The organism is Sphingobium sp. LSP13-1-1.1, from assembly GCF_040676415.1.
In the GTDB taxonomy this organism is placed as follows: Bacteria; Pseudomonadota; Alphaproteobacteria; order Sphingomonadales; family Sphingomonadaceae; genus Sphingobium.
On sequence record NZ_JBEGHU010000012.1, the window covers coordinates 338432 to 356976 of the forward strand.

The window sequence follows — 18545 nt, forward strand, 5'->3', positions numbered from 1 at the left end:
CCAGCTTGGCGGATCATGCAAGCAGCGGACGTTGTCGGAATGTTAAGTGTTGCATTGCATCGTTAACAGGGCAGTATCCATATTGGGTGGAATGGGGCGGTGACCATTGGAAAACGGAGATTTGTTGACCGACCTGGGGGAGCGATCGGGCGACATTGCGTTGCAATGCAGCGAAACGGCAGGCTTTCTGGGGGAGCTAACCCGCCGCATTCATGAGGACTCGGCGCATCTGGGCGAACTGCAATCAACGATGCAGGCGCTGGCCGTCAGCCAGAATGAAAGCGTGCTGGCTGCGCAGGAGCTGAGCCTGACGGCCCGTCGCGCAGGGCAGATCATCGCCCAGGGGCATGAGGCGATTGGCCGTTCCCTGGGCCAGATCACGGAGCTGATCGAGAATGTGACTGGCCTTGAAGGGCATTTGCGGCAATTTCTGAGCGTTATCGAGACCGTGGGCGATATTTCCGGGCAACTGGGCGCGATCGCGCGGCAGACCCGCCTGCTCGGCGTGAACGCAGCGATCGAGGCGGCCCGCGGAGGCGAGGCGACGCAGGGCTTTGCCGTGGTGGCGGACGAAATCCGTCGGCTGGCGGGGCAGGCGGGCGAGTCCGCCGCTTCCGTGGGGGACAAGCTGGGGCAGCTCGACCATGACGCCCGGCGACTGATCGGCGGGGTCGAGGCCAATATCCTGCGTGGCCGCGACGTCGGTTCGCATATCGATACTCTGCGCGTCAGCATGGCGGAAATCGCTTCGCTGGTGACGCAATTCGGGCAACGTTCCGACACGATCGCCACCTGCACGGATGAGGCGGATGGCGATGTGGCGGCCTTGCGGCAGGGGCTGGCCCGTTTCAGCCAGTCCGCGACGGAGAGCGCGACGCGCGTGGCGACGGCGCGCAGCCATCTGGAGAGCCTGGAGGGCATGGCGAACGCGATGCTCAACACGGCGGCGCATGGCGGGCACGTCACGCGCAACAGCCGCTATATCGGGTTCGCCGAAGAAGGGGCGGAGGAGGTGCAGGCGCTGATCGAACGGGCGCTGACGGAAGGCGCGCTGGATATGGCCGGCCTGTTCGATACCGCCTATCGGCCGGCTCCCGGTTCAGAACCGGCGCAATATGAAAATGGCTTCACCGCCTTTGCCGACCGCTTCGTGCAACCCGTCCTGGATCGTCGCACGGCGCAGGACAGCGCCATCGTCGGTTGTTGCCTGATCGACATGAATGGTTATCTGCCAACCCATATCAGCGCGCGCAGCCAGCCGCAGCGGCCCGGCGAGGCGCGATGGAACATGGAGCATGCGCGCAACCGGCAGATTTTCATGGACAGCCAGACGCGCCGCGCCCTGGATGGAGAAGGGGATTTTTTCCTGTTCACCTATCGCCAGGATCTGGGCGAGGGGCGTTACCGGGCGCTGCGCAGCGTCTTTGTGCCGCTGATGTTCGGCGGCCGGCGTTGGGGCCTTTATGAGGTCGGCTATCTGATCTGATCGGCTATCCTGCCGCTCCGCATTTCTGCCCGGCCGCCCGGAAGCCCGCCCTAATGCAGCTTTGCGTCCGCCGTCCGCACCGTCATCTGGCCGCTGGCGGTGTAGGCTGCGGTTGCCCCGGCCTGCGCGGTTTGCGGATCCTTTCCATCCAGTATCTGGGCAATCTGCCGCGCACTCGGCACCTTGTCGTAAATGCCGTAGAGATCGGTCTGGCCCACCGAGTGGATCGAAAGCTGATAGCCGCTGCCGGTCGTGGCGGGATCAAATGTCATTACCGTGCCCGAATCGTCCACCGGCACGATGATCGCGCCGTCGGCAATGCCGGCCTGTTGCAGGATGTCGTAGCTGCCATTGGCGGTTTCGGCCTTCCCGCGGACGCAAAGATCTGCCTGCCCTTCGCGGGGCAGGGAATTATCGACGGGTTGGGCAGATGTCTGATGGGTCAGCCGCGCTTCGGCCGCGTCGACGGCCGGGCACGCCGTCAGCCTCGCCGGTTTTGTGGCATGGATGGATGCGGGCGCATCGAAGCGGAGACGCGCCAGCATGCCGTCCAGGCCTGCGAGGACTTCCCTCCGCCGTTCGGTCGGTCCCGTGACGCGCAGCTTCACGATCCAGCGTCCGGCGTGCAGGAATGCCGCCGCCGTGGTGAGCGCACCGTCGGCGGCATCGTCATAGATGGCGCGAATGGCGGCATTGGCGCGCCCCGCAACGGCGACGCTGGAATAATCGGTGCGGTGCGTCCTTGCGCCAAAGCGCTCCATCACCGCCTTGTCCGTCATATAGGCGGCCAGCGACGCGTCGGCATAGCTGGGCAGATAGACATAGAGCGTCGCCTGGACCGCGCCGTCTTCGGACAGATATTGGGCGTAATTGTCGATCCCCTTGCCGCCGTTGGAAACCTCCCCGCTCTTGGAGAGGGACAGCCCGGCGACTGTCTGCGGCATGCTGATCCCCGCTGCATCGGCGCGCAGCGCGGTGGCAGTGGGTGTCCAGGCTTCCCTTTCCTCGGCCGCGCGCGCGAATGCGGGCGCTGACAGGGCCAGCACCGCCGATAAAAGGGACCACGCACGCTTGGGCATTGGCATCCTTCCTCCGATTCATGGCCGTCTTGGCGCGGCTTTGAACGTCGGGGGAAGTTGAGCCGAAATGCATCGGCGGCGCAAGCGGCCTTTCAGGTCACGGGCGGCATTTGTGCCGGATAATGGGGCAATTCCGGGTCCAGATGCGCCCAATCGGGCGCCGCATCGGTCCAGATCACCGCCTGCGGTCCCAGAAGCTCAGGATCGTCAAGCGCGCCAGCCCGAATGAAGGTGAGGTGGGGACGCGATTCGGCCAGGCTGAACAGCGGCGTGCCGCATTCGGGGCAGAAGCCGCGCCGCATGGCATTGCCGCTGTCCGCCACGCTGTGATGCCAGCGCACCTCGCCGGTCACCGTCAGCTTGTTGGAAGGGAAGCAGACATTCACCGTTCCCGATCCGGCGCCCAGATACTGGCAAAGCCGGCACCAGCACATGCGCGCCGCCATGGGTTCCGCATCGATGTCGATCCGTACCTGTCCGCACAGGCATCCAGCTTGATGAGCCATGGGTCGGGCCTTTCAGTTGAAGGGGGGCATCCTTACCGGCCCTGTCGCCGGGCCATGAAGGCAAGCCGTTCGAACATCATGATGTCCTGCTCATTCTTGAGCAGGGCGCCGTGGAGTGGCGGGATCGCCTTGGTGGGATCGCGGTCCTGCAATATGTCGAGCGGCATGTCCTCCGCCAGGATCAGCTTCAGCCAGTCGAGCAGTTCGCTGGTCGATGGCTTCTTCTTGAGACCGGGGACTTCCCTCAATTCGTAGAAGATTTCCATCGCGCGCTTGACCAGGACCTTCTGGATGCCGGGGAAATGGACGTCGATGATCGCCTGCATCGTCTCCCGGTCCGGGAATTTGATATAGTGGAAGAAGCAGCGGCGCAGGAAGGCATCGGGCAGTTCCTTCTCATTATTGGAGGTGATCACCACCACCGGCCGCTCCTTGGCAGCGACCGTTTCCCCCGTCTCGTAGACGTGGAAGGCCATGCGATCGAGTTCCTGCAGCAGGTCGTTGGGGAATTCGATGTCGGCCTTGTCGATCTCGTCGATCAGCAGGACCGGCAGGGTAGGGGAGGTGAATGCCTCCCACAGCTTACCCTTGCGGATATAATTGCCGATGTCGTGAACGCGCGGATCGCCGAGCTGGCCATCGCGCAACCGGGCGACGGCATCATATTCGTACAGCCCCTGATGCGCCTTGGTCGTCGACTTGACGTTCCATTCGATCAGCGGAGCGCCCAGGGCCCTGGCGATTTCCTGCGCCAGCACGGTCTTGCCGGTGCCCGGCTCGCCCTTCACCAACAGCGGACGGCGAAGCAGCACCGCGGCGTTGACGGCGACCTTCAGATCGTCGGTGGCGACATAATCCTGCGTGCCTTCAAACCGCATATTGCTGCTTCTCACCCTGCTTGTGCCGGGCCAACTATGGCAAAGCAGGGGTGGAGCGCAAAGCCTTTATCGGCCAGTCACGGCCTGATCCTTGCCGGCGCGTATTCCTGCGCGGGCCTGAAGCACGTCCCACAGCCCGCGATGCTGGTTGAGCAACTGGCGTGTTCCGAACAGGATGGCACGGTCGACGGCGTCGTCGCCGCCGATTTCCCTGGCGACCTCCAGCGTCGCCGGCCGATCGGGAAGATCGCAGACATGGGGTTCGAGCCCGACGCGAATCGCCGCGATGTCCAGAACGTGCCGCACCGCCCGCCAGTCGAGCACCAGCGCGATCGCCGCGCCCATGGCGCAGCCCCGCCGGTCCGACTGGGCCAGCATGTCGAGGGCATGGCGCTGCTGGCTGACGACGGTTTCGCAATCGCTCTGTCCCGCCGTGCTGGGCGCGGGACCGACGGCGACAGTCACCTGGGTCAGATAGGCCCGTTCCCGTGCAAAGGCGTCGGCCGCCTGGATCAGCCAGTTGCGCGCCGCATTGTCTGCGGATCGGGTGGCGGCATGGTCGATCACGCCGGGATGACGGCCATGGAGCAGGCAGAGATAATAGGCTGCGTCGGCCAGGTCGGGCAGCGACATCGTGGCATTCGCGCCGAAACTCGCCCGCGCGCCGCTGGCATAGCCATGTCCGGCCGTGCCGTCGGCGGCGACCACGGCATCCAGGATCTGCGATACATCGCCAAATTGATAGCGCGGTGCTGCTTCGCTCATCATCTTCCCCTGCACACGCCGGCCAACCAGCGGAGCCACATTCCGCGACGGTAGAGAGTCGAGGTAAAAGAGGAGTTTACGCCAGTAAAAAAGGGCGACCCGAAGTCGCCCTTTTTCGATCATCCTGCCGCGCTGCGGCCTCGGCCTGCCGAAGCGCCTCTATTGGTCCAGGAAGCTGCGCATCTTGCGGCTGCGGCTCGGGTGCTTGAGCTTGCGCAGCGCCTTCGCCTCGATCTGGCGGATGCGTTCGCGGGTGACGCTGAACTGCTGTCCGACCTCTTCCAGCGTATGGTCGGTGTTCATGCCGATGCCAAAGCGCATGCGCAGCACGCGTTCCTCGCGCGGGGTCAGCGATGCCAGAACGCGCGTGACGGTTTCCTTGAGATTCGCCTGAATGGCGGCATCCACAGGGATGATCGCATTCTTGTCCTCGATGAAATCGCCCAGATGGCTGTCTTCCTCATCACCGATCGGCGTTTCCAGCGAGATCGGCTCCTTGGCGATCTTCATCACCTTGCGCACCTTCTCCAGCGGCATGGACAGCCGCTCGGCCATCTCCTCCGGAGTGGGTTCGCGGCCCTGTTCATGCAGGAACTGGCGGCTGGTCCGCACCAGCTTGTTGATCGTTTCGATCATGTGGACGGGGATGCGGATGGTTCGCGCCTGGTCCGCAATCGATCGGGTGATCGCCTGACGGATCCACCAGGTCGCATAGGTGCTGAACTTGTAGCCGCGCCGATATTCGAACTTGTCGACCGCTTTCATCAGGCCGATATTGCCTTCCTGAATAAGATCAAGGAATTGCAGGCCGCGGTTCGTATATTTCTTGGCGATGGAGATGACGAGGCGCAGGTTCGCCTCGACCATTTCCTTCTTGGCGATGCGCGCTTCGCGTTCGCCCTTCTGCACCATGTTGACGATGCGGCGGAATTCCGAAAGCGACATGCCCGTCGCCTGGGCGATCTCGCTCACCTCGACGCGGATGCGCTCCACGGCGCGACCCTCGGCGGCGGCGAAGGCGGCCCATTTCTTGTCCAGCCCCGACACCTTGTCGAGCCAGCCATCGTCCAGTTCATGGTTCACATAGCGGTCGAGGAAATCCTTGCGGCTTACCTTGTGCCGCTCGGCAAGGCGCAGCATCTGCCCGCCCAGCGCGGTCAGGCGCCGGTTATAGGCATAGAGCTGGTCGACCAGATATTCGATCTTCTGCTGGTGGAACTGGACGCTCTCGACCTCGGCGGTGAGCTGTTCGCGCAGATCCTGATAGTCGTCCTCCGCCTTCTGGCTGAGCGTTTCCCCGCTGGCCATGGCGGCCATGCGCGATTCCTGCGCCTTGGAAAAGGCGCGGAAAATCTCCGTGATGGTCGCGAATTTCTCCAGCGCCATCGGCTTGAGCGTCTCTTCCATCTGGGCGAGGGAGAGGGTGTTGTCCTCCTCTTCCTCCTCCTCCATCCGGCGGGCACGGCGTTCGGTCAGGCCGTCCTCATCCTCGTCGGAATCGGCGGATTCCTCCTCCGGCTCTTCCTCTTCCTTGAAGCTGGGGCCAGCGGTCTTCTCGCTGATCTCCCCGTCGTCGTCCTCGGCGCCTTCCTCCAGATTTTCCGGAGCGGGATCCTTGGACAGCATCGCGTCGAGATCGAGGATCTCGCGCAACTGCATCTCGCCATTGTTGAGCGCGGTCGACCATTCGATGATCGCGTTGAAGGTGGTCGGGCTTTCGCACAGGCCCAGGATCATCGTGTCGCGACCCGCCTCGATCCGCTTGGCGATGGCGATCTCGCCCTCGCGGCTGAGCAGTTCCACCGCCCCCATTTCGCGCAGGTACATGCGCACGGGGTCGTCGGTGCGGTCGACCGTTTCCTTCTTCTTTTCCGTTACGGGGCGCGGCGAGCCGTCGTCTTCGGCGCTGTCGTCGGCGCTGTCATCGTCGCTGTCGTCGCGCTGATCCTCGCCGTCCTCGCTGGCTTCCTCATTTTCGACGATGTTCACGCCCATTTCGTTGAGCGCGGACATGATGTCCTCGATCTGCTCGGAGGACATCTGGTCCTGCGGCAGCGCGTCGTTCAGCTCGTCATAGGTGATGTAGCCACGCTTCTTCGCGCGGGCGATCAGCTTCTTGACCGACGCCTCGTTCAGATCCAGCAGCGGCGCATCGCCGGTATCCGTATCCTCACCCGCACCCTTGCCGTTCGCCTTGCTCGCCATTTATTCGCCTTAACTCCGCCGCGCCCGTGAAGGGAGCGATCCATATCATATAATATCTTCGGACTGCGCCAGTTCCGCCAGGCGGCGATCATGATCCAGCTTCAACTTGTGGACCCTTTGCTGTTCGGCAAAGCTGTCCTCGTTGAGGTCTTCTCTCGCCCGCCGGGTGGCATGTGCCAACGCCGCCTCCAATTCCGGTCCCTGCGCCATCACCCGAATGGCCTCATCCAGGTCGCGCCGCGCGCGATCCGAGTCGGCCTTGCTTTTATGGGGGGTGAATGTGAACGTGTCGGCCCGGAGCATCCCTTTTGCCATATTATACACTTCACCTTGCCCCAATATGGTAAGGAGGCCATCGGTTTCAACTGTTTCTTTGCTGAACGAGGCCGTGATCATCGCATTCAGCAATTCCGCCAATGCGGAGTCGGCCACGCGAAGCCCGATAAGCGTCTCTCGATGTAGCGCAATCTGATCGGGATGCCGCAGCAGGCTGGCCAGTACGGCACGCAAAAGCCGTTGTTCCATGCCGCTTGCGCCGATCGCCCTTGCCTCGCTTCCCGCGGGGGGAAGGGGGGGCTTCCAATTGCCCCGACGGTCCCGCTGCCAGCCGGATCGGGCGCTGCCACCGCGCTGGTGGCGGGGCTGGAATGCCGCCCGCGCGAAGAACAGCGCGTCATGCCGTTCGCGAAAGGCATGGATATAATGCGCCCGCACGTCGGGGTGGGCGATGGCGTCGGTGATAGCCGAAAGGCGCTGCTTGAGCGCGGCGCGCTGTTCCGGCGTATCCAGCGGCGCGGCGCCCTGTTCATGGGTCCACAACCGCTCGATCAGCGGTTCGGCCGCAGCCAGCACCGCTTCCATCGCCGCTGGCCCCTCCGCGCGGATGAGGTCGTCTGGATCCTGACCGGCGGGAAGCGTCGCGAAGGCCAGGCTCATGCCTGGCCGCAGCAGGGGCAGGGCGCGCATCGCTGCCCGGATCGCCGCCTTCTGGCCTGCCGCATCGCCGTCGAAACAGAGGATCGGCACATCGGCCATCTTCCACAGGCGCTCGATCTGATGCTCGGTCAGTGCCGTGCCCAGCGGCGCCACCGATTCCTCAAAGCCGGCCTGGGCGAGGGCGATCACGTCCATATAGCCCTCCACGACGATGATCCGGCCGCTATGCCGGCTGGCGGGAGAGGCCCGGTCGATATTGTAGAGCGTGCGCCCCTTGTCGAAGAGCGGCGTGTCGGGGGAGTTCAGATATTTGGGCTCGCCCGCGCCCAATATGCGCCCGCCAAAAGCGATCACCCGGCCGCGAATGTCCCGGATCGGCAGCATCAGCCGGCCCCGGAAGCGATCGTAGCTTTCGCGTTTTCGGGCATTTCCGCCATCCGGTTCGGCACCATCCGGATCGATGAGCAAGCCGGCCTCTATCAGCAGCGGCTCGCCAAATTCCTTGAGCGCTGTCTTGAGCCGTCCCCGTCCGTCGGGAGAAAAGCCGAAGCCGAAAGTCCTCGCGGTCGCTGCGCCTATGCCGCGCTTCTGGAGGTAGGATCGTGCTTCCGCGCCCTCTATTCCGCCAAGCTGCTCCTCGAAAAAGCCCTGCGCGGCGGCCATGACGTCATGCAGTCCCCGCGCCTGCTCTGCCCGTTTCGCCGCGCGGGGATCAGGGGCGGGAACGTCCATCCCGGCCGTCTGCGCCAGTTCCTTCACCGCCTCCATGAACGGCAGGCCGCGATGATCGGTCATCCACCGGATCGCATCACCGTGCGCGCCGCAGCCGAAGCAGTGATAAAAGCCCTTTTCGTCATTGATGGTGAAGCTGGGCGTCTTCTCATTATGGAAGGGGCAGCAGGCCTTGTATTCGCGGCCCGCCTTCTGCACCTTCACCGTCCGACCGATCAGGGTGGAAAGCGAGGTGCGCACGCGCAATTCGTCGAGGAAGGCGGGCGACAGGCTCATGCTTAACTTACATCCTCCCGCTTGAGACCATCTTCCGGAATGGAGCCTTCCAGAACGGAGGCTTGAAGACCCTGGGGATGCGACCTCAGCCTAGCGCCGCCTTCACCAGCCCGCTCGCCTTGCTCATGTCGATCACCGACCCGTGCCGTTCCTTGAGCACGGCCATGACCTTGCCCATGTCCTTGACGCTGGCCGCACCCACTTCCGCCTTGATCGCCTCGATCGCGGCCTTTGTCTCGTCCTCGCCGAGTTGCTGCGGCAGGAAGCTCTCGATCACGTCCAGTTCCGCCTGCTCCTTCGCGGCCAGCTCGTCGCGGCCGCCGCTCCGGAACATGTCGATGGATTCGCGGCGTTGCTTCGCCATCTTCTGCAGGACCTCGACCACGATGGTGTCGTCATCCGGCACGCTGGACGCGGTGCGCAGTTCGATGTCGCGATCCTTCAGCTTCGCCAGGATCAGGCGCACGGCGGCCAGCCGATCCTTCTCGCCTGCCTTCATGGCGGTGACCTGAGCGCTCTTGATGGTGTCGCGAATCATGCGAATGAATCCTGCCTCTTTCGGAAAGGATCAGATATAACGGCAAAAGAGATTTTTTACAGTGGTTGACCAGCCATGGTTCAGCGCATAGGTGACCGGCCGTTTAACCCGCTTAAGACGGGTTCCTAGCAAAAGCATAAAGGACGATACGACCATGGCTGACGCCAAGACCCTCATTGTGCCCAAAGGAGCGACAGGGGTATTGGTTTTCGCCGATGGCTCCGCCGTCTTCGGTCGCGGCTTCGGTGCGACTGGCGATGCCGTGGGTGAGCTTTGCTTCAACACGGCGATGACCGGATATCAGGAAGTGATGACCGACCCCAGCTATGCGGGGCAGATCGTCACTTTCACCTTCCCGCATATCGGCAATGTCGGCACCAATCTGGACGATGTGGAGGCGGACCTGCCCCACGCGCTGGGCTGCGTCGTGCGGCAGGATGTCACGGAACCCAGCAACTTCCGCAATGTCGAGCCCTTCGACCAGTGGATGAAGGAAAAGGGCCGCATCGGGCTTGCTGGCGTCGACACCCGCGCGCTCACCCGCATGATCCGCGTGAAGGGCGCGCCCAACGTCGTCATCGCCCATGATCCCGAAGGCAATTTCGACCTTGAAGCGCTCACCGCCAAGGCTGCGGCATGGCCGGGCCTTGAAGGCATGGACCTCGCCATCGAGGTCAGCGCCAAGGAAAGCCGCCTCTGGAAGGACGGCGTGTGGAAGCTGGGCTTCGGCTATGGCAAGGATGAAGCGGCGGATGACCGCCCCCATGTCGTCGCCCTCGATTATGGCGCGAAGAACAACATCTTCCGCAACCTTGTGAAGGCGGGTGCTCGCGTCACCGTGCTGCCCGCGACCGCCACCTATGAGCAGGTGATGGAGCAGCAACCCGACGGCGTGTTCCTCTCCAACGGTCCCGGCGATCCGGCCGCGACCGGCGAATATGCCGTGCCCGTGATCAGACAAGTTCTCGAAGCCGACAAGCCCGTCTTCGGCATCTGCCTTGGCCATCAGATGCTGGCGCTCGCCGCCGGGGCGAAGACCATCAAGATGCATCAGGGCCATCGCGGCGCCAATCACCCGGTCAAGCGCCTGTCGGACGGCCTGGTCGAGATCACCTCGATGAACCACGGCTTCGCGGTGGACAGCGACACGCTGCCCGTCAATGTGAAGGCCACCCATGTGTCGCTGTTCGACGGCAGCAATTGCGGCATCGAACTGACGGATAAGAAAGCCTTCTCGGTCCAGTACCACCCCGAAGCCTCGCCCGGCCCGCAGGACAGCTTCTATCTGTTCCAGCGCTTCGTCGAGGGGCTTAAGTGAGCCTCAACCTGCCCCCCGTCGACGAAGCCCGCCTCGCGCAGGAGTGGGAGGCGGACAAGGAAGTCCTCGCCAACCTCGCTGCGAACGGCGACGTGGCGCGTTTGTCGCGCCCGGTCGATGTCAGCTTCAAGGGTAGCGAGAAGGATTTCGAGCGCGTCCTCACCATCGCCAGTCAGTTCGGCTTCGTCGAATTGGACCGCGAGGAGGATGAGGATGGCGACCTTTTCCTGTTCCTCGAATGCGAGCAGCCCGTCGATGAACAATCGATCCGCGCGCTCACAAAGAAATGCCTCCAGATCGAAATCCTCTGCGGCGTCGAATATGACGGCTGGGGCTGCGAAGCGCGGACGGGGGGTGTGCATTGAGCTATTCTGCTTTTTCCGATCAGGTGCTCCAGGCGGTTTATGGCTACGCTGCGCGATCGTCCGGTAAGCCTGCATCGTTGGCCGGTATTTTCGCTGACGACGGTATTGAGGCCCCCCCTCACTACGTCGATAATTTGAGACGGGAATGGACCGACCGGAGACTTGCCGATTTTCTTGACGATTCCGACGACCCGGAAAATGCCTATGTTGAGTTAACAGCAGAAGGTATGCGGCTCGCCGAAAGTACGTTCAACCCTGCACGTTTTGGGCAACTTTCAAACATTACGGTCGAGACCGTTCGAGAAAATTATGGGAATGTTTTCAATAGTTCTGCTTGGACGGGTATCGAACAGAGATTGGCGTCCGATCCCGCTATAGTCGATGCAATCCGACAAAAAATAGTTGAGATCGACAGTCTTATTGAAAAGACGGGCCTGACCAATTTCGAAAGGGATAGGGCGAAAGCTATTACGGAAGCCCTCAGGTCACTTATAAATTCACCTGAGCCGGAATGGCGAGCTGTAGTGATGTTACTGACTTCACCATCTCTCACGGCAATAATAAATCTAACGACCGTCATTGAATTGACGCTTAAATTATTTGGGATTGGCTGACTTAAATGCCCAAACGCACCGACATCTCCTCCATCCTCATCATCGGCGCTGGCCCGATCATCATCGGCCAGGCTTGCGAGTTCGACTATTCGGGCACGCAGGCGGTGAAGGCGCTCAAGGAAGAGGGCTATCGCATCATCCTGGTGAATTCCAACCCGGCCACCATCATGACCGACCCGGAATTTGCCGACGCCACCTATGTCGAACCGATCACGCCCGAAATCGTGGCGAAGATCATCGAGAAGGAACGCCCCGACGCGGTGCTGCCGACCATGGGCGGCCAGACCGCGCTCAACACGGCGCTCGCCCTGTTCAATGACGGCACGCTGGAGAAGTTCGGCGTCAAGATGATCGGCGCCGACGCGCAAGCCATCGACAAGGCCGAGGATCGCCTGAAATTCCGCGATGCGATGGACAAGATCGGCCTGGAATCCGCCCGGTCGCGTATCGCACATACTATGGAAGAAGCGCTCGAAGCCCTTGAATTTACGGGGCTTCCATCCATCATCCGGCCCAGCTTCACGCTTGGCGGCACGGGCGGCGGCGTCGCCTACAACAAGGACGAGTTCAAGCAGATCGTGGCCGCCGGCCTCGATGCGTCCCCGACCACCGAAGTGCTGATCGAAGAGTCGCTGCTCGGCTGGAAGGAATATGAGATGGAGGTCGTCCGTGACAGGAACGACAATGCCATCATCATCTGCTCCATCGAAAATGTCGATCCGATGGGCGTCCACACGGGCGATTCCATCACGGTCGCGCCGGCGCTGACCCTGACCGACAAGGAATATCAGATCATGCGCAACGCGAGTATCGCGGTGCTGCGTGAAATCGGTGTTGAAACAGGTGGTTCGAACGTACAGTTCGCAGTCAATCCGAAGGATGGCCGCCTGATCGTCATCGAGATGAACCCGCGCGTCTCGCGCTCCTCGGCGCTGGCGTCGAAGGCGACCGGCTTCCCGATCGCCAAGGTCGCGGCCAAGCTCGCCGTCGGCTATACGCTGGACGAGATCGAGAACGACATTACCGGCGCGACGCCCGCCAGCTTCGAACCGACGATCGACTATGTCGTGACCAAGATCCCGCGCTTCGCCTTTGAAAAGTTCAAGGGGAGCGAACCGCTGCTCGGCACCGCGATGAAGTCGGTGGGTGAGGTGATGGCGATCGGCCGCAACATCCATGAATCGATGCAGAAGGCGCTGCGCGGCCTGGAAACCGGGCTTTGCGGCTTCAATGAGGTCGACCATCTGGTCGGCGCGCCCAAGGACGACATCATTGCGGCGCTGGCCCAGCCGACGCCCGATCGCCTGCTGGTCGCCGCGCAGGCGCTGCGCGAGGGCCTGACCGTCGCCGAAATCCACAATATCGCGAAGTTCGACCCCTGGTTCCTGGAGCGGATCAAGGAAATCATCGACGCCGAAGCGGAAATCCTGTCCAACGGCCTGCCGCAGGATGCCGACGGCATGCGCCGCCTCAAGGCCATGGGCTTTTCCGACAAGCGCTTGGCTTATCTGGCGCTCAAGTCCGCCAATCTGCGCGGGATGGAGCGGGGCATCGCTCGCGGTTCGGGCCTGATCCATGACGCGGTCAAGGCAATGACCGGTGGCGTCACCGAGGACGAAGTCCGCGCCCTGCGTCACAAGCTGGGCGTGCGCCCGGTTTTCAAGCGGATCGACACCTGCGCCGCCGAGTTCGAGGCGAAGACGCCTTATATGTACTCCACCTATGAAGCGCCGATCTTTGGCGAGGCGGAGAATGAGGCGCAGCCGTCAGATCGCAGGAAGGTCGTCATCCTGGGCGGTGGTCCCAACCGGATCGGCCAGGGCATCGAGTTCGACTATTGCTGCGTCCACGCCTGCTTTGCGCTGGCTGAGGCGGGTTATGAAACGATCATGGTCAACTGCAACCCGGAAACGGTGTCGACCGACTATGACACCTCCGACCGCCTCTATTTCGAGCCGCTGACGGCCGAGGACGTGCTGGAAATACTGAGCGTCGAGATGTCGAACGGCACGCTGGCCGGCGTCATCGTCCAGTTCGGTGGGCAGACGCCGCTGAAGCTGGCGCAGGCGCTGGAGGATGCGGGCGTGCCGATCCTGGGCACCTCGCCCGACGCCATCGACCTGGCCGAAGACCGCGAGCGCTTCGCCGCGCTGATCGACAGGCTGAAGCTCAAGCAGCCCGCCAATGGCATCGCCCGCAGCCGGGAAGAAGCCATCGCCGTCGCCAACCGCATCGGATATCCGGTCCTGATGCGCCCGTCCTATGTCCTGGGCGGCCGCGCCATGGAGATCGTCGACGGCCAGGCGCAACTGGAAGAATATATCGCCACCGCCGTTCAGGTGTCGGGCGACTCCCCGGTGCTGATCGACCAATATCTGCGCGACGCGGTAGAGGTGGACGTGGACGCGCTCTGCGACGGCGATGACGTGGTGGTTGCCGGCGTGCTGCAGCATATCGAGGAAGCAGGCGTCCATTCCGGTGACTCCGCCTGCTCCTTGCCGCCCTACAGCCTGTCGGACGACATCATCGCGGAGATCGAGCGCCAAGCCGATGTCCTCGCCCGCGCGCTGTCGGTGCGTGGCCTGATGAACATCCAGTTCGCGGTCAAGGATGGGCCGGAGGGGCAGACGGTCTATCTGATCGAGGTCAACCCCCGCGCCAGCCGGACTGTGCCCTTCGTCGCCAAGGCCATCGGCACGCCCATCGCCAAGATCGCGAGCCGGGTGATGGCGGGCGAGAAGCTGAAGGATCTGCCGAAGATCGACCGCAACGCGATTTCGCACATTGCGGTCAAGGAAGCTGTCTTCCCCTTCGCCCGCTTCCCCGGCGTCGATCCCGTCCTTTCCCCGGAAATGAAGAGCACCGGCGAAGTCATGGGCATCGACAGCGATTTCGCGACCGCCTTCGCCAAGGCGCAGCTCGGCGCGGGGACCATCCTGCCCAAGAGCGGGACGGTGTTCGTGTCGGTCAAGGACAGCGACAAGCCGGTGATCCTGCCCGCCGTGCAGAAAATGGCGGCGCTGGGCTTCACCATCATCGCGACCGGCGGCACCGCCCGCTATCTGGAAGAGCAGGGCATCGCCGTGCAGCCAGTGAACAAGGTGGCCGAAGGCCGTCCCCATATCGTAGACAAGATCACCGACGGCGATGTCGACCTGATCTTCAACACGACGGAAGGCTGGCAGTCGCTCAAGGACAGCAAGGCGATCCGCACCAGCGCCCTGCGCGCCAAGGTCGCCAGCTTCACCACGGCGGCGGCCAGCGTCGCGGCGGCCAATGCGATCGAGGCTCTTCAGGGCCATGCCCTTGAAGTGCGTTCGCTCCAGTCCTATTATCCACTGTCGCAAGCCTGATCCCCTGCACAAGGAAGCATGCTGCGGGTGGCCCCAAGTTGGGGGCCGCCAAAGGGAAGTTTTGACGAAGGATTTGCAAGAATGGCGACCGTCGAGAAGATGCCGATGCTGCAGATGGGCTATGACAAGCTCAACGAGCAGCTCCGCGAATTGAAGGCCGAGCGGCCGTTGATCGTGGACGCCATCGAAGAAGCGCGCGCGCACGGCGATTTGTCGGAAAATGCCGAATATCATGCCGCCAAGGAGCGTCAGGGGCAGGTCGAAGCCACCATTGCCGATCTGGAAGACAAGCTGTCGCGCGCCCAGATCATCGATCCCCGGACGCTTTCGGGAGACAAGGTCGTGTTCGGCGCGACCGTCACGCTGCTCGATGAGGATGACAAGCCGGTCAAATACCAGATCGTGGGCCAGGCCGAGGCGGATGCCAAGCTCGGCATGATCAGCTATAACAGCCCGCTGGGGCGTGCGCTGATCGGGCGCCAGATCGGCGAGGAGGTCGAAGTGTCGGTGCCCTCCGGCGACAAATTCTACCTGGTCAACAAGATCGATTTCATTTGATCCATCCGTGAAACTGCCTGCTGGTCGCATGACGAACGGGATCGCGGCGATAACTTTCGTCGCGTTCCTGCTGATCTACCTTACGGGGCAGGTCGATAATGCCGCGATCGTGGCCGGGTTCATCCCGGCCCGGGTGGAGGACGGCGCGCTGCTGGCCGGCATGTCGGCCGTCCCGGTCTGGCTGACCCCAATCAGTTGCACGCTTGTCCACGCCAACTGGCTGCATATCGGGTTCAACCTGTTCATGTTCGTCTTTTGCGGACGACAGGTGGAGCATGTTCTGGACAAGGGCGCGACGCTGCTGCTCTATGTCGCGGGCGCCTATGGCGCGACGGCGCTGCAATGGGCGATCGATCCGCATTCCACCAATCCGATGGTCGGCGCCAGCGGCGCGATATCAGCGGTCATCGCGACCTATGCATTGCTCTACAGCCAGCAGAAGGTTCGCCGCGTGGGGCCGATGTCGGCGAATCTGGTTCGCCTGCTGTGGCTGGCGGCAAGCTGGATCGCGATCCAGCTCATGATCGGCCTCGCCACGGCGCAGGGGCTCGGTGACCTTGGGCAGATTGCGGTTGCCGCGCATATTGGCGGCTTTCTGGTGGGGCTGGTGCTGACGCGGCCGCTGCTTCGCTGGCGTTTCCGCAAACGTCCCCAGCCCCTGTCCTGAATTTTATCCGCTGGGCAGATCCGGCTCCAGCAGCCGGTGCAGATGGACGATCACATAGCGCATTTCGGCGTCATCGACCGTTCGCTGGGCGGCGCCGCGCCAGGCATTTTCGGCGGCGGCATAATCGGGATACACGCCGACCAGCTCGATGGAGCCAAGATCTTCGAATTCCAGCGTCTGAGGATCTTTGACGCGACCGCCCATCACAAGGTGCAGCTTGCTCATGGTATCTTCTGTTCTCCTGTTCGGGGAACCTGTACCGTAGCAGGCCGCCCGCACCCGTCAAAGGGGGCAGGCGGCCGGATCAGCATGCTTTTGGTGGCGGCGGCGCGTTCAGCTTTTCGGCAACCGCGCCTTCACGGCCTCGCTGAACGCGTCGACCTTGGCGGCGACCAGCGCCATCACATCGTCGGCAAGACGGGATGCCTTTGCGCCCAGTTCGGCTGAGGCAATGGTGTCGCGTGCCGAGGAGGCGGCGTCCTTTGTCCCTTCGGCCGCATTGTGCAGCGCATCTCCCGCACTCGCGCGCAGGGTCTCCGCATTTTCAGCGGCCATGGCCCTGGCGGCGAGCGCCGCGTCCAGCACCTTTGCCCCGGCACTGGTGGCCAGGCCGGGCAGTGCCTTCATCGCTGTCCGGCTCTTGGGAAACATCCATGCGATGACGGCACCTGCCGCGACGGCGCCCGCGACGGCGGCGACGGGATGTTCCTGCACGATCTCATTGGCGCGCGCCGCGATCCGCTGCGATCTGTCCCGTGCGTCCGCATAGGCGTCGCCGGCCTTTTCGCGGCTGGTCTGGATAAGGTCGCCGGCGCTTTCCCTGGCCCGATCCGCCGTATCGCGGAACCGGCCGGACGCGGTCCCGGCGATGTCGTTCGCCGCTTCGCGGGCGCGGGTGAGTTGAGCGCGGATGTCAGCCATTGTCAGTCTCCGAAGTCTCTTCTGTGCGATTGCCTGTCCGAACGTATATGCGCCGGAAAAGTGCCGCGAGCGGACGGCGCAGCAAATAGAGGGCAAGGGCGCCGGCCGCGGCAGCCGTCGCCGCTGGTCGTTGCTGAACCTTGGCGGCGGCATAGGCGGCCCCGTCCATCATCGTTGCCGTCGCCCTGGCCTTTGCATCCTGCTTGAGCCGGGCGGGCGCGATCCGCGCCCTGGCGGCCAGGGCGCTGGAAACCAGCGCGGCGCGGCGCGCGTCGGCACGCGCGACTGCATCACGATAGGCGTCTTCGCGCGTCATGGCTTGATGGCCTTCCTCATCCGGTCGATGCGCCCCTTTGCGAACAATAGCAATATCAGGGCGATGACCAGCGCGCCGCTGAATACGGCGCCTGTCGCCCAGCCGGGGCCGACAAGCGGCGCCAGTGCCAATATGACGCCCACCAGACCGGCGACGATGGCCGCGAAGACAAGCATGATACCCACCAGAGCGAAGATCAGCGCATCGCGAATCCCCGCTCCGGCAATGCCGGCACGCAGCTTCTGCCGTTCGACCTCCGCCTCCGCATAGGCCCGGCCGTCGCTGTACAGGCGCGCGAAGACGTCGCGCACGGACTCGTCCTGTGCCTCGGTCTGCAGGGGCTCTTGGGTCAACATATCCTCCGCCCCGGCACCGGGGCCTTATCGTCGGTCAATCGGGCAGGACGCGATCAGGCGTCTTCGTCCGATCCCTTGGCAAGGCGCATCAGCACGAATCCGACCACCGCCGCCGCGCCGATCGCGACGGCCGGGCTCTTGCGCACGAAGTCCCGCGCTTCGGTCATCAACTGGTCGACATCTTTGCTGTCCAGCGTCTTGGCCGCGCCGGCCACTGATTCGGCCGCCTGGCGGGCATAGTCGCCATATTGCGGGCCAAGCTTGGCATCGACGGTGCCCGCCGTGTCGGAAATCAGCTTGGCCAGGCTCTGCATGGCCGATCCGGTCTTGTCCTTGGCGACGCCGGCAGCCGATTTGGCGGTCTTCGACGCCTGGTCCTTGAGCGGGTCGATATGCGATTTCCAGTCGACGGTGTTCAGCTTGTCGGCGGCGGCCCTTGCGGCCTTTTCGGCCTGGGCCTTTATGGGCGCGATCTGCGCGGTCCAGCCATGCGCGGCCGTGCCATTGCCCGGCTTGGCTGCTACGGCCTTGCGCGGGGCGGCGGCCTTTGCGGGCGCGGCCTTCACCAGCGTTCCGGACAGGGCGGGCTTGGCGGGCTTGGCCTTTGGCGCCTTGGCGGGACTGGCCTTCTTGACGCGCTTGGCGGGCGGGGTTTCGGGGGTGTCGGCCATCGTCC

General features: G+C 63.4%; 19 protein-coding genes. 7 read left to right on the plus strand and 12 right to left on the minus strand.

Annotation, left to right across the window (positions count from 1 at the left end):
* Positions 1 to 121: 121 nt before the first annotated feature.
* Positions 122 to 1486: a methyl-accepting chemotaxis protein gene (locus MRBLSP13_RS09210; protein WP_363754095.1), complete on the plus strand. Its 1365-nt coding sequence runs from the start codon at positions 122 to 124 to the stop codon at positions 1484 to 1486.
* A gap of 50 nt (positions 1487 to 1536) precedes the next feature.
* On the opposite strand, the gene MRBLSP13_RS09215 is transcribed toward MRBLSP13_RS09210, so the two are convergent.
* From MRBLSP13_RS09215 to MRBLSP13_RS09245, 7 genes are all read right to left on the minus strand, one after another.
* Positions 1537 to 2565 carry a hypothetical protein gene (locus MRBLSP13_RS09215; RefSeq protein ID WP_363735023.1) on the minus strand — a complete coding sequence of 343 codons (1029 nt, stop codon included), beginning with the start codon at positions 2563 to 2565 and terminating at the stop codon, positions 1537 to 1539.
* A gap of 92 nt (positions 2566 to 2657) precedes the next feature.
* Positions 2658 to 3071, minus strand: a complete 414-nt coding sequence (locus MRBLSP13_RS09220) for a GFA family protein (RefSeq protein ID WP_363735022.1) — start codon at positions 3069 to 3071, stop codon at positions 2658 to 2660.
* A gap of 32 nt (positions 3072 to 3103) precedes the next feature.
* Complete coding sequence (locus MRBLSP13_RS09225; RefSeq protein WP_363754097.1) at positions 3104 to 3949, minus strand: AAA family ATPase; 846 nt, start codon at positions 3947 to 3949, stop codon at positions 3104 to 3106.
* A gap of 66 nt (positions 3950 to 4015) precedes the next feature.
* Positions 4016 to 4714, minus strand: a complete 699-nt coding sequence (locus MRBLSP13_RS09230; protein WP_363735392.1) for a DUF6975 family protein — start codon at positions 4712 to 4714, stop codon at positions 4016 to 4018.
* Between the two features lie 159 nt (positions 4715 to 4873).
* Positions 4874 to 6919 carry an RNA polymerase sigma factor RpoD gene (rpoD, locus tag MRBLSP13_RS09235; protein ID WP_363735019.1) on the minus strand — a complete coding sequence of 682 codons (2046 nt, stop codon included), beginning with the start codon at positions 6917 to 6919 and terminating at the stop codon, positions 4874 to 4876.
* A gap of 45 nt (positions 6920 to 6964) precedes the next feature.
* Complete coding sequence (dnaG, locus tag MRBLSP13_RS09240; RefSeq protein WP_363754100.1) at positions 6965 to 8863, minus strand: DNA primase; 1899 nt, start codon at positions 8861 to 8863, stop codon at positions 6965 to 6967.
* 85 nt (positions 8864 to 8948) lie between these two features.
* Positions 8949 to 9401 carry a GatB/YqeY domain-containing protein gene (locus MRBLSP13_RS09245; protein ID WP_363735015.1) on the minus strand — a complete coding sequence of 151 codons (453 nt, stop codon included), beginning with the start codon at positions 9399 to 9401 and terminating at the stop codon, positions 8949 to 8951.
* A gap of 154 nt (positions 9402 to 9555) precedes the next feature.
* Here MRBLSP13_RS09245 and carA point away from each other — a divergent pair, with 154 nt between their 5' ends.
* From carA to MRBLSP13_RS09275, 6 genes are all read left to right on the plus strand, one after another.
* Positions 9556 to 10719: a glutamine-hydrolyzing carbamoyl-phosphate synthase small subunit gene (gene carA, locus MRBLSP13_RS09250; RefSeq protein ID WP_363754102.1), complete on the plus strand. Its 1164-nt coding sequence runs from the start codon at positions 9556 to 9558 to the stop codon at positions 10717 to 10719.
* The gene (locus MRBLSP13_RS09255) at positions 10716 to 11084 is read left to right on the plus strand and encodes a ribonuclease E inhibitor RraB (protein ID WP_363754105.1); all 369 of its coding nucleotides are present in this window, start codon (positions 10716 to 10718) and stop codon (positions 11082 to 11084) included. Before carA ends, MRBLSP13_RS09255 begins: the two co-directional genes overlap by 4 nt.
* On the plus strand, positions 11081 to 11698 hold the full coding sequence (locus MRBLSP13_RS09260; RefSeq protein ID WP_363754108.1) for a hypothetical protein: 618 nt from the start codon (positions 11081 to 11083) through the stop codon (positions 11696 to 11698). The genes MRBLSP13_RS09255 and MRBLSP13_RS09260 overlap by 4 nt, the downstream gene beginning before the upstream one ends.
* A 5-nt stretch (positions 11699 to 11703) precedes the next feature.
* Complete coding sequence (carB, locus tag MRBLSP13_RS09265) at positions 11704 to 15051, plus strand: carbamoyl-phosphate synthase large subunit (protein ID WP_363754110.1); 3348 nt, start codon at positions 11704 to 11706, stop codon at positions 15049 to 15051.
* A gap of 81 nt (positions 15052 to 15132) precedes the next feature.
* Positions 15133 to 15609 (plus strand): transcription elongation factor GreA, encoded by a 477-nt coding sequence (gene greA, locus MRBLSP13_RS09270; RefSeq protein WP_133651914.1) that lies wholly within the window; start codon positions 15133 to 15135, stop codon positions 15607 to 15609.
* Between the two features lie 28 nt (positions 15610 to 15637).
* Entirely contained in the window at positions 15638 to 16276 is a 639-nt protein-coding gene (locus MRBLSP13_RS09275; protein WP_363735391.1) for a rhomboid family intramembrane serine protease, read from the plus strand.
* 3 nt (positions 16277 to 16279) lie between these two features.
* Here MRBLSP13_RS09275 and MRBLSP13_RS09280 read toward each other — a convergent pair whose 3' ends face one another.
* From MRBLSP13_RS09280 to MRBLSP13_RS09300, 5 genes are all read right to left on the minus strand, one after another.
* Entirely contained in the window at positions 16280 to 16501 is a 222-nt protein-coding gene (locus MRBLSP13_RS09280; RefSeq protein WP_133651916.1) for a DUF4170 domain-containing protein, read from the minus strand.
* 108 nt (positions 16502 to 16609) lie between these two features.
* Positions 16610 to 17197, minus strand: a complete 588-nt coding sequence (locus tag MRBLSP13_RS09285; protein WP_363735007.1) for a hypothetical protein — start codon at positions 17195 to 17197, stop codon at positions 16610 to 16612.
* Positions 17190 to 17513: a hypothetical protein gene (locus MRBLSP13_RS09290; RefSeq protein WP_363735006.1), complete on the minus strand. Its 324-nt coding sequence runs from the start codon at positions 17511 to 17513 to the stop codon at positions 17190 to 17192. The genes MRBLSP13_RS09285 and MRBLSP13_RS09290 overlap by 8 nt, the downstream gene beginning before the upstream one ends.
* A complete protein-coding gene (locus MRBLSP13_RS09295; protein ID WP_363735004.1) occupies positions 17510 to 17869 on the minus strand; it encodes a phage holin family protein in 360 nt (119 codons plus the stop codon). The genes MRBLSP13_RS09290 and MRBLSP13_RS09295 overlap by 4 nt, the downstream gene beginning before the upstream one ends.
* Before the next feature lie 53 nt (positions 17870 to 17922).
* A complete protein-coding gene (locus MRBLSP13_RS09300) occupies positions 17923 to 18540 on the minus strand; it encodes a hypothetical protein (RefSeq protein WP_363735003.1) in 618 nt (205 codons plus the stop codon).
* Positions 18541 to 18545 lie beyond the last annotated feature (5 nt).

Bases quoted from the DNA above. Each gene is read 5' to 3' on its own strand.
- carB (WP_363754110.1), top strand. From the start codon at position 11,704: ATGCCCAAACGCACCGACATCTCCTCCATCCTCATCATCGGCGCTGGC.
- MRBLSP13_RS09295 (WP_363735004.1), bottom strand. From the start codon at position 17,869: ATGTTGACCCAAGAGCCCCTGCAGACCGAGGCACAGGACGAGTCCGTG.
- MRBLSP13_RS09215 (WP_363735023.1), bottom strand. From the start codon at position 2,565: ATGCCCAAGCGTGCGTGGTCCCTTTTATCGGCGGTGCTGGCCCTGTCA.
- MRBLSP13_RS09225 (WP_363754097.1), bottom strand. From the start codon at position 3,949: ATGCGGTTTGAAGGCACGCAGGATTATGTCGCCACCGACGATCTGAAG.
- carA (WP_363754102.1), top strand. From the start codon at position 9,556: ATGGCTGACGCCAAGACCCTCATTGTGCCCAAAGGAGCGACAGGGGTA.
- rpoD (WP_363735019.1), bottom strand. From the start codon at position 6,919: ATGGCGAGCAAGGCGAACGGCAAGGGTGCGGGTGAGGATACGGATACC.
- MRBLSP13_RS09275 (WP_363735391.1), top strand. From the start codon at position 15,638: ATGACGAACGGGATCGCGGCGATAACTTTCGTCGCGTTCCTGCTGATC.
- MRBLSP13_RS09230 (WP_363735392.1), bottom strand. From the start codon at position 4,714: ATGAGCGAAGCAGCACCGCGCTATCAATTTGGCGATGTATCGCAGATC.
- MRBLSP13_RS09245 (WP_363735015.1), bottom strand. From the start codon at position 9,401: ATGATTCGCGACACCATCAAGAGCGCTCAGGTCACCGCCATGAAGGCA.
- greA (WP_133651914.1), top strand. From the start codon at position 15,133: ATGGCGACCGTCGAGAAGATGCCGATGCTGCAGATGGGCTATGACAAG.
- MRBLSP13_RS09280 (WP_133651916.1), bottom strand. From the start codon at position 16,501: ATGAGCAAGCTGCACCTTGTGATGGGCGGTCGCGTCAAAGATCCTCAG.
- MRBLSP13_RS09290 (WP_363735006.1), bottom strand. From the start codon at position 17,513: ATGACGCGCGAAGACGCCTATCGTGATGCAGTCGCGCGTGCCGACGCG.
- MRBLSP13_RS09300 (WP_363735003.1), bottom strand. From the start codon at position 18,540: ATGGCCGACACCCCCGAAACCCCGCCCGCCAAGCGCGTCAAGAAGGCC.
- MRBLSP13_RS09220 (WP_363735022.1), bottom strand. From the start codon at position 3,071: ATGGCTCATCAAGCTGGATGCCTGTGCGGACAGGTACGGATCGACATC.
- dnaG (WP_363754100.1), bottom strand. From the start codon at position 8,863: ATGAGCCTGTCGCCCGCCTTCCTCGACGAATTGCGCGTGCGCACCTCG.
- MRBLSP13_RS09285 (WP_363735007.1), bottom strand. From the start codon at position 17,197: ATGGCTGACATCCGCGCTCAACTCACCCGCGCCCGCGAAGCGGCGAAC.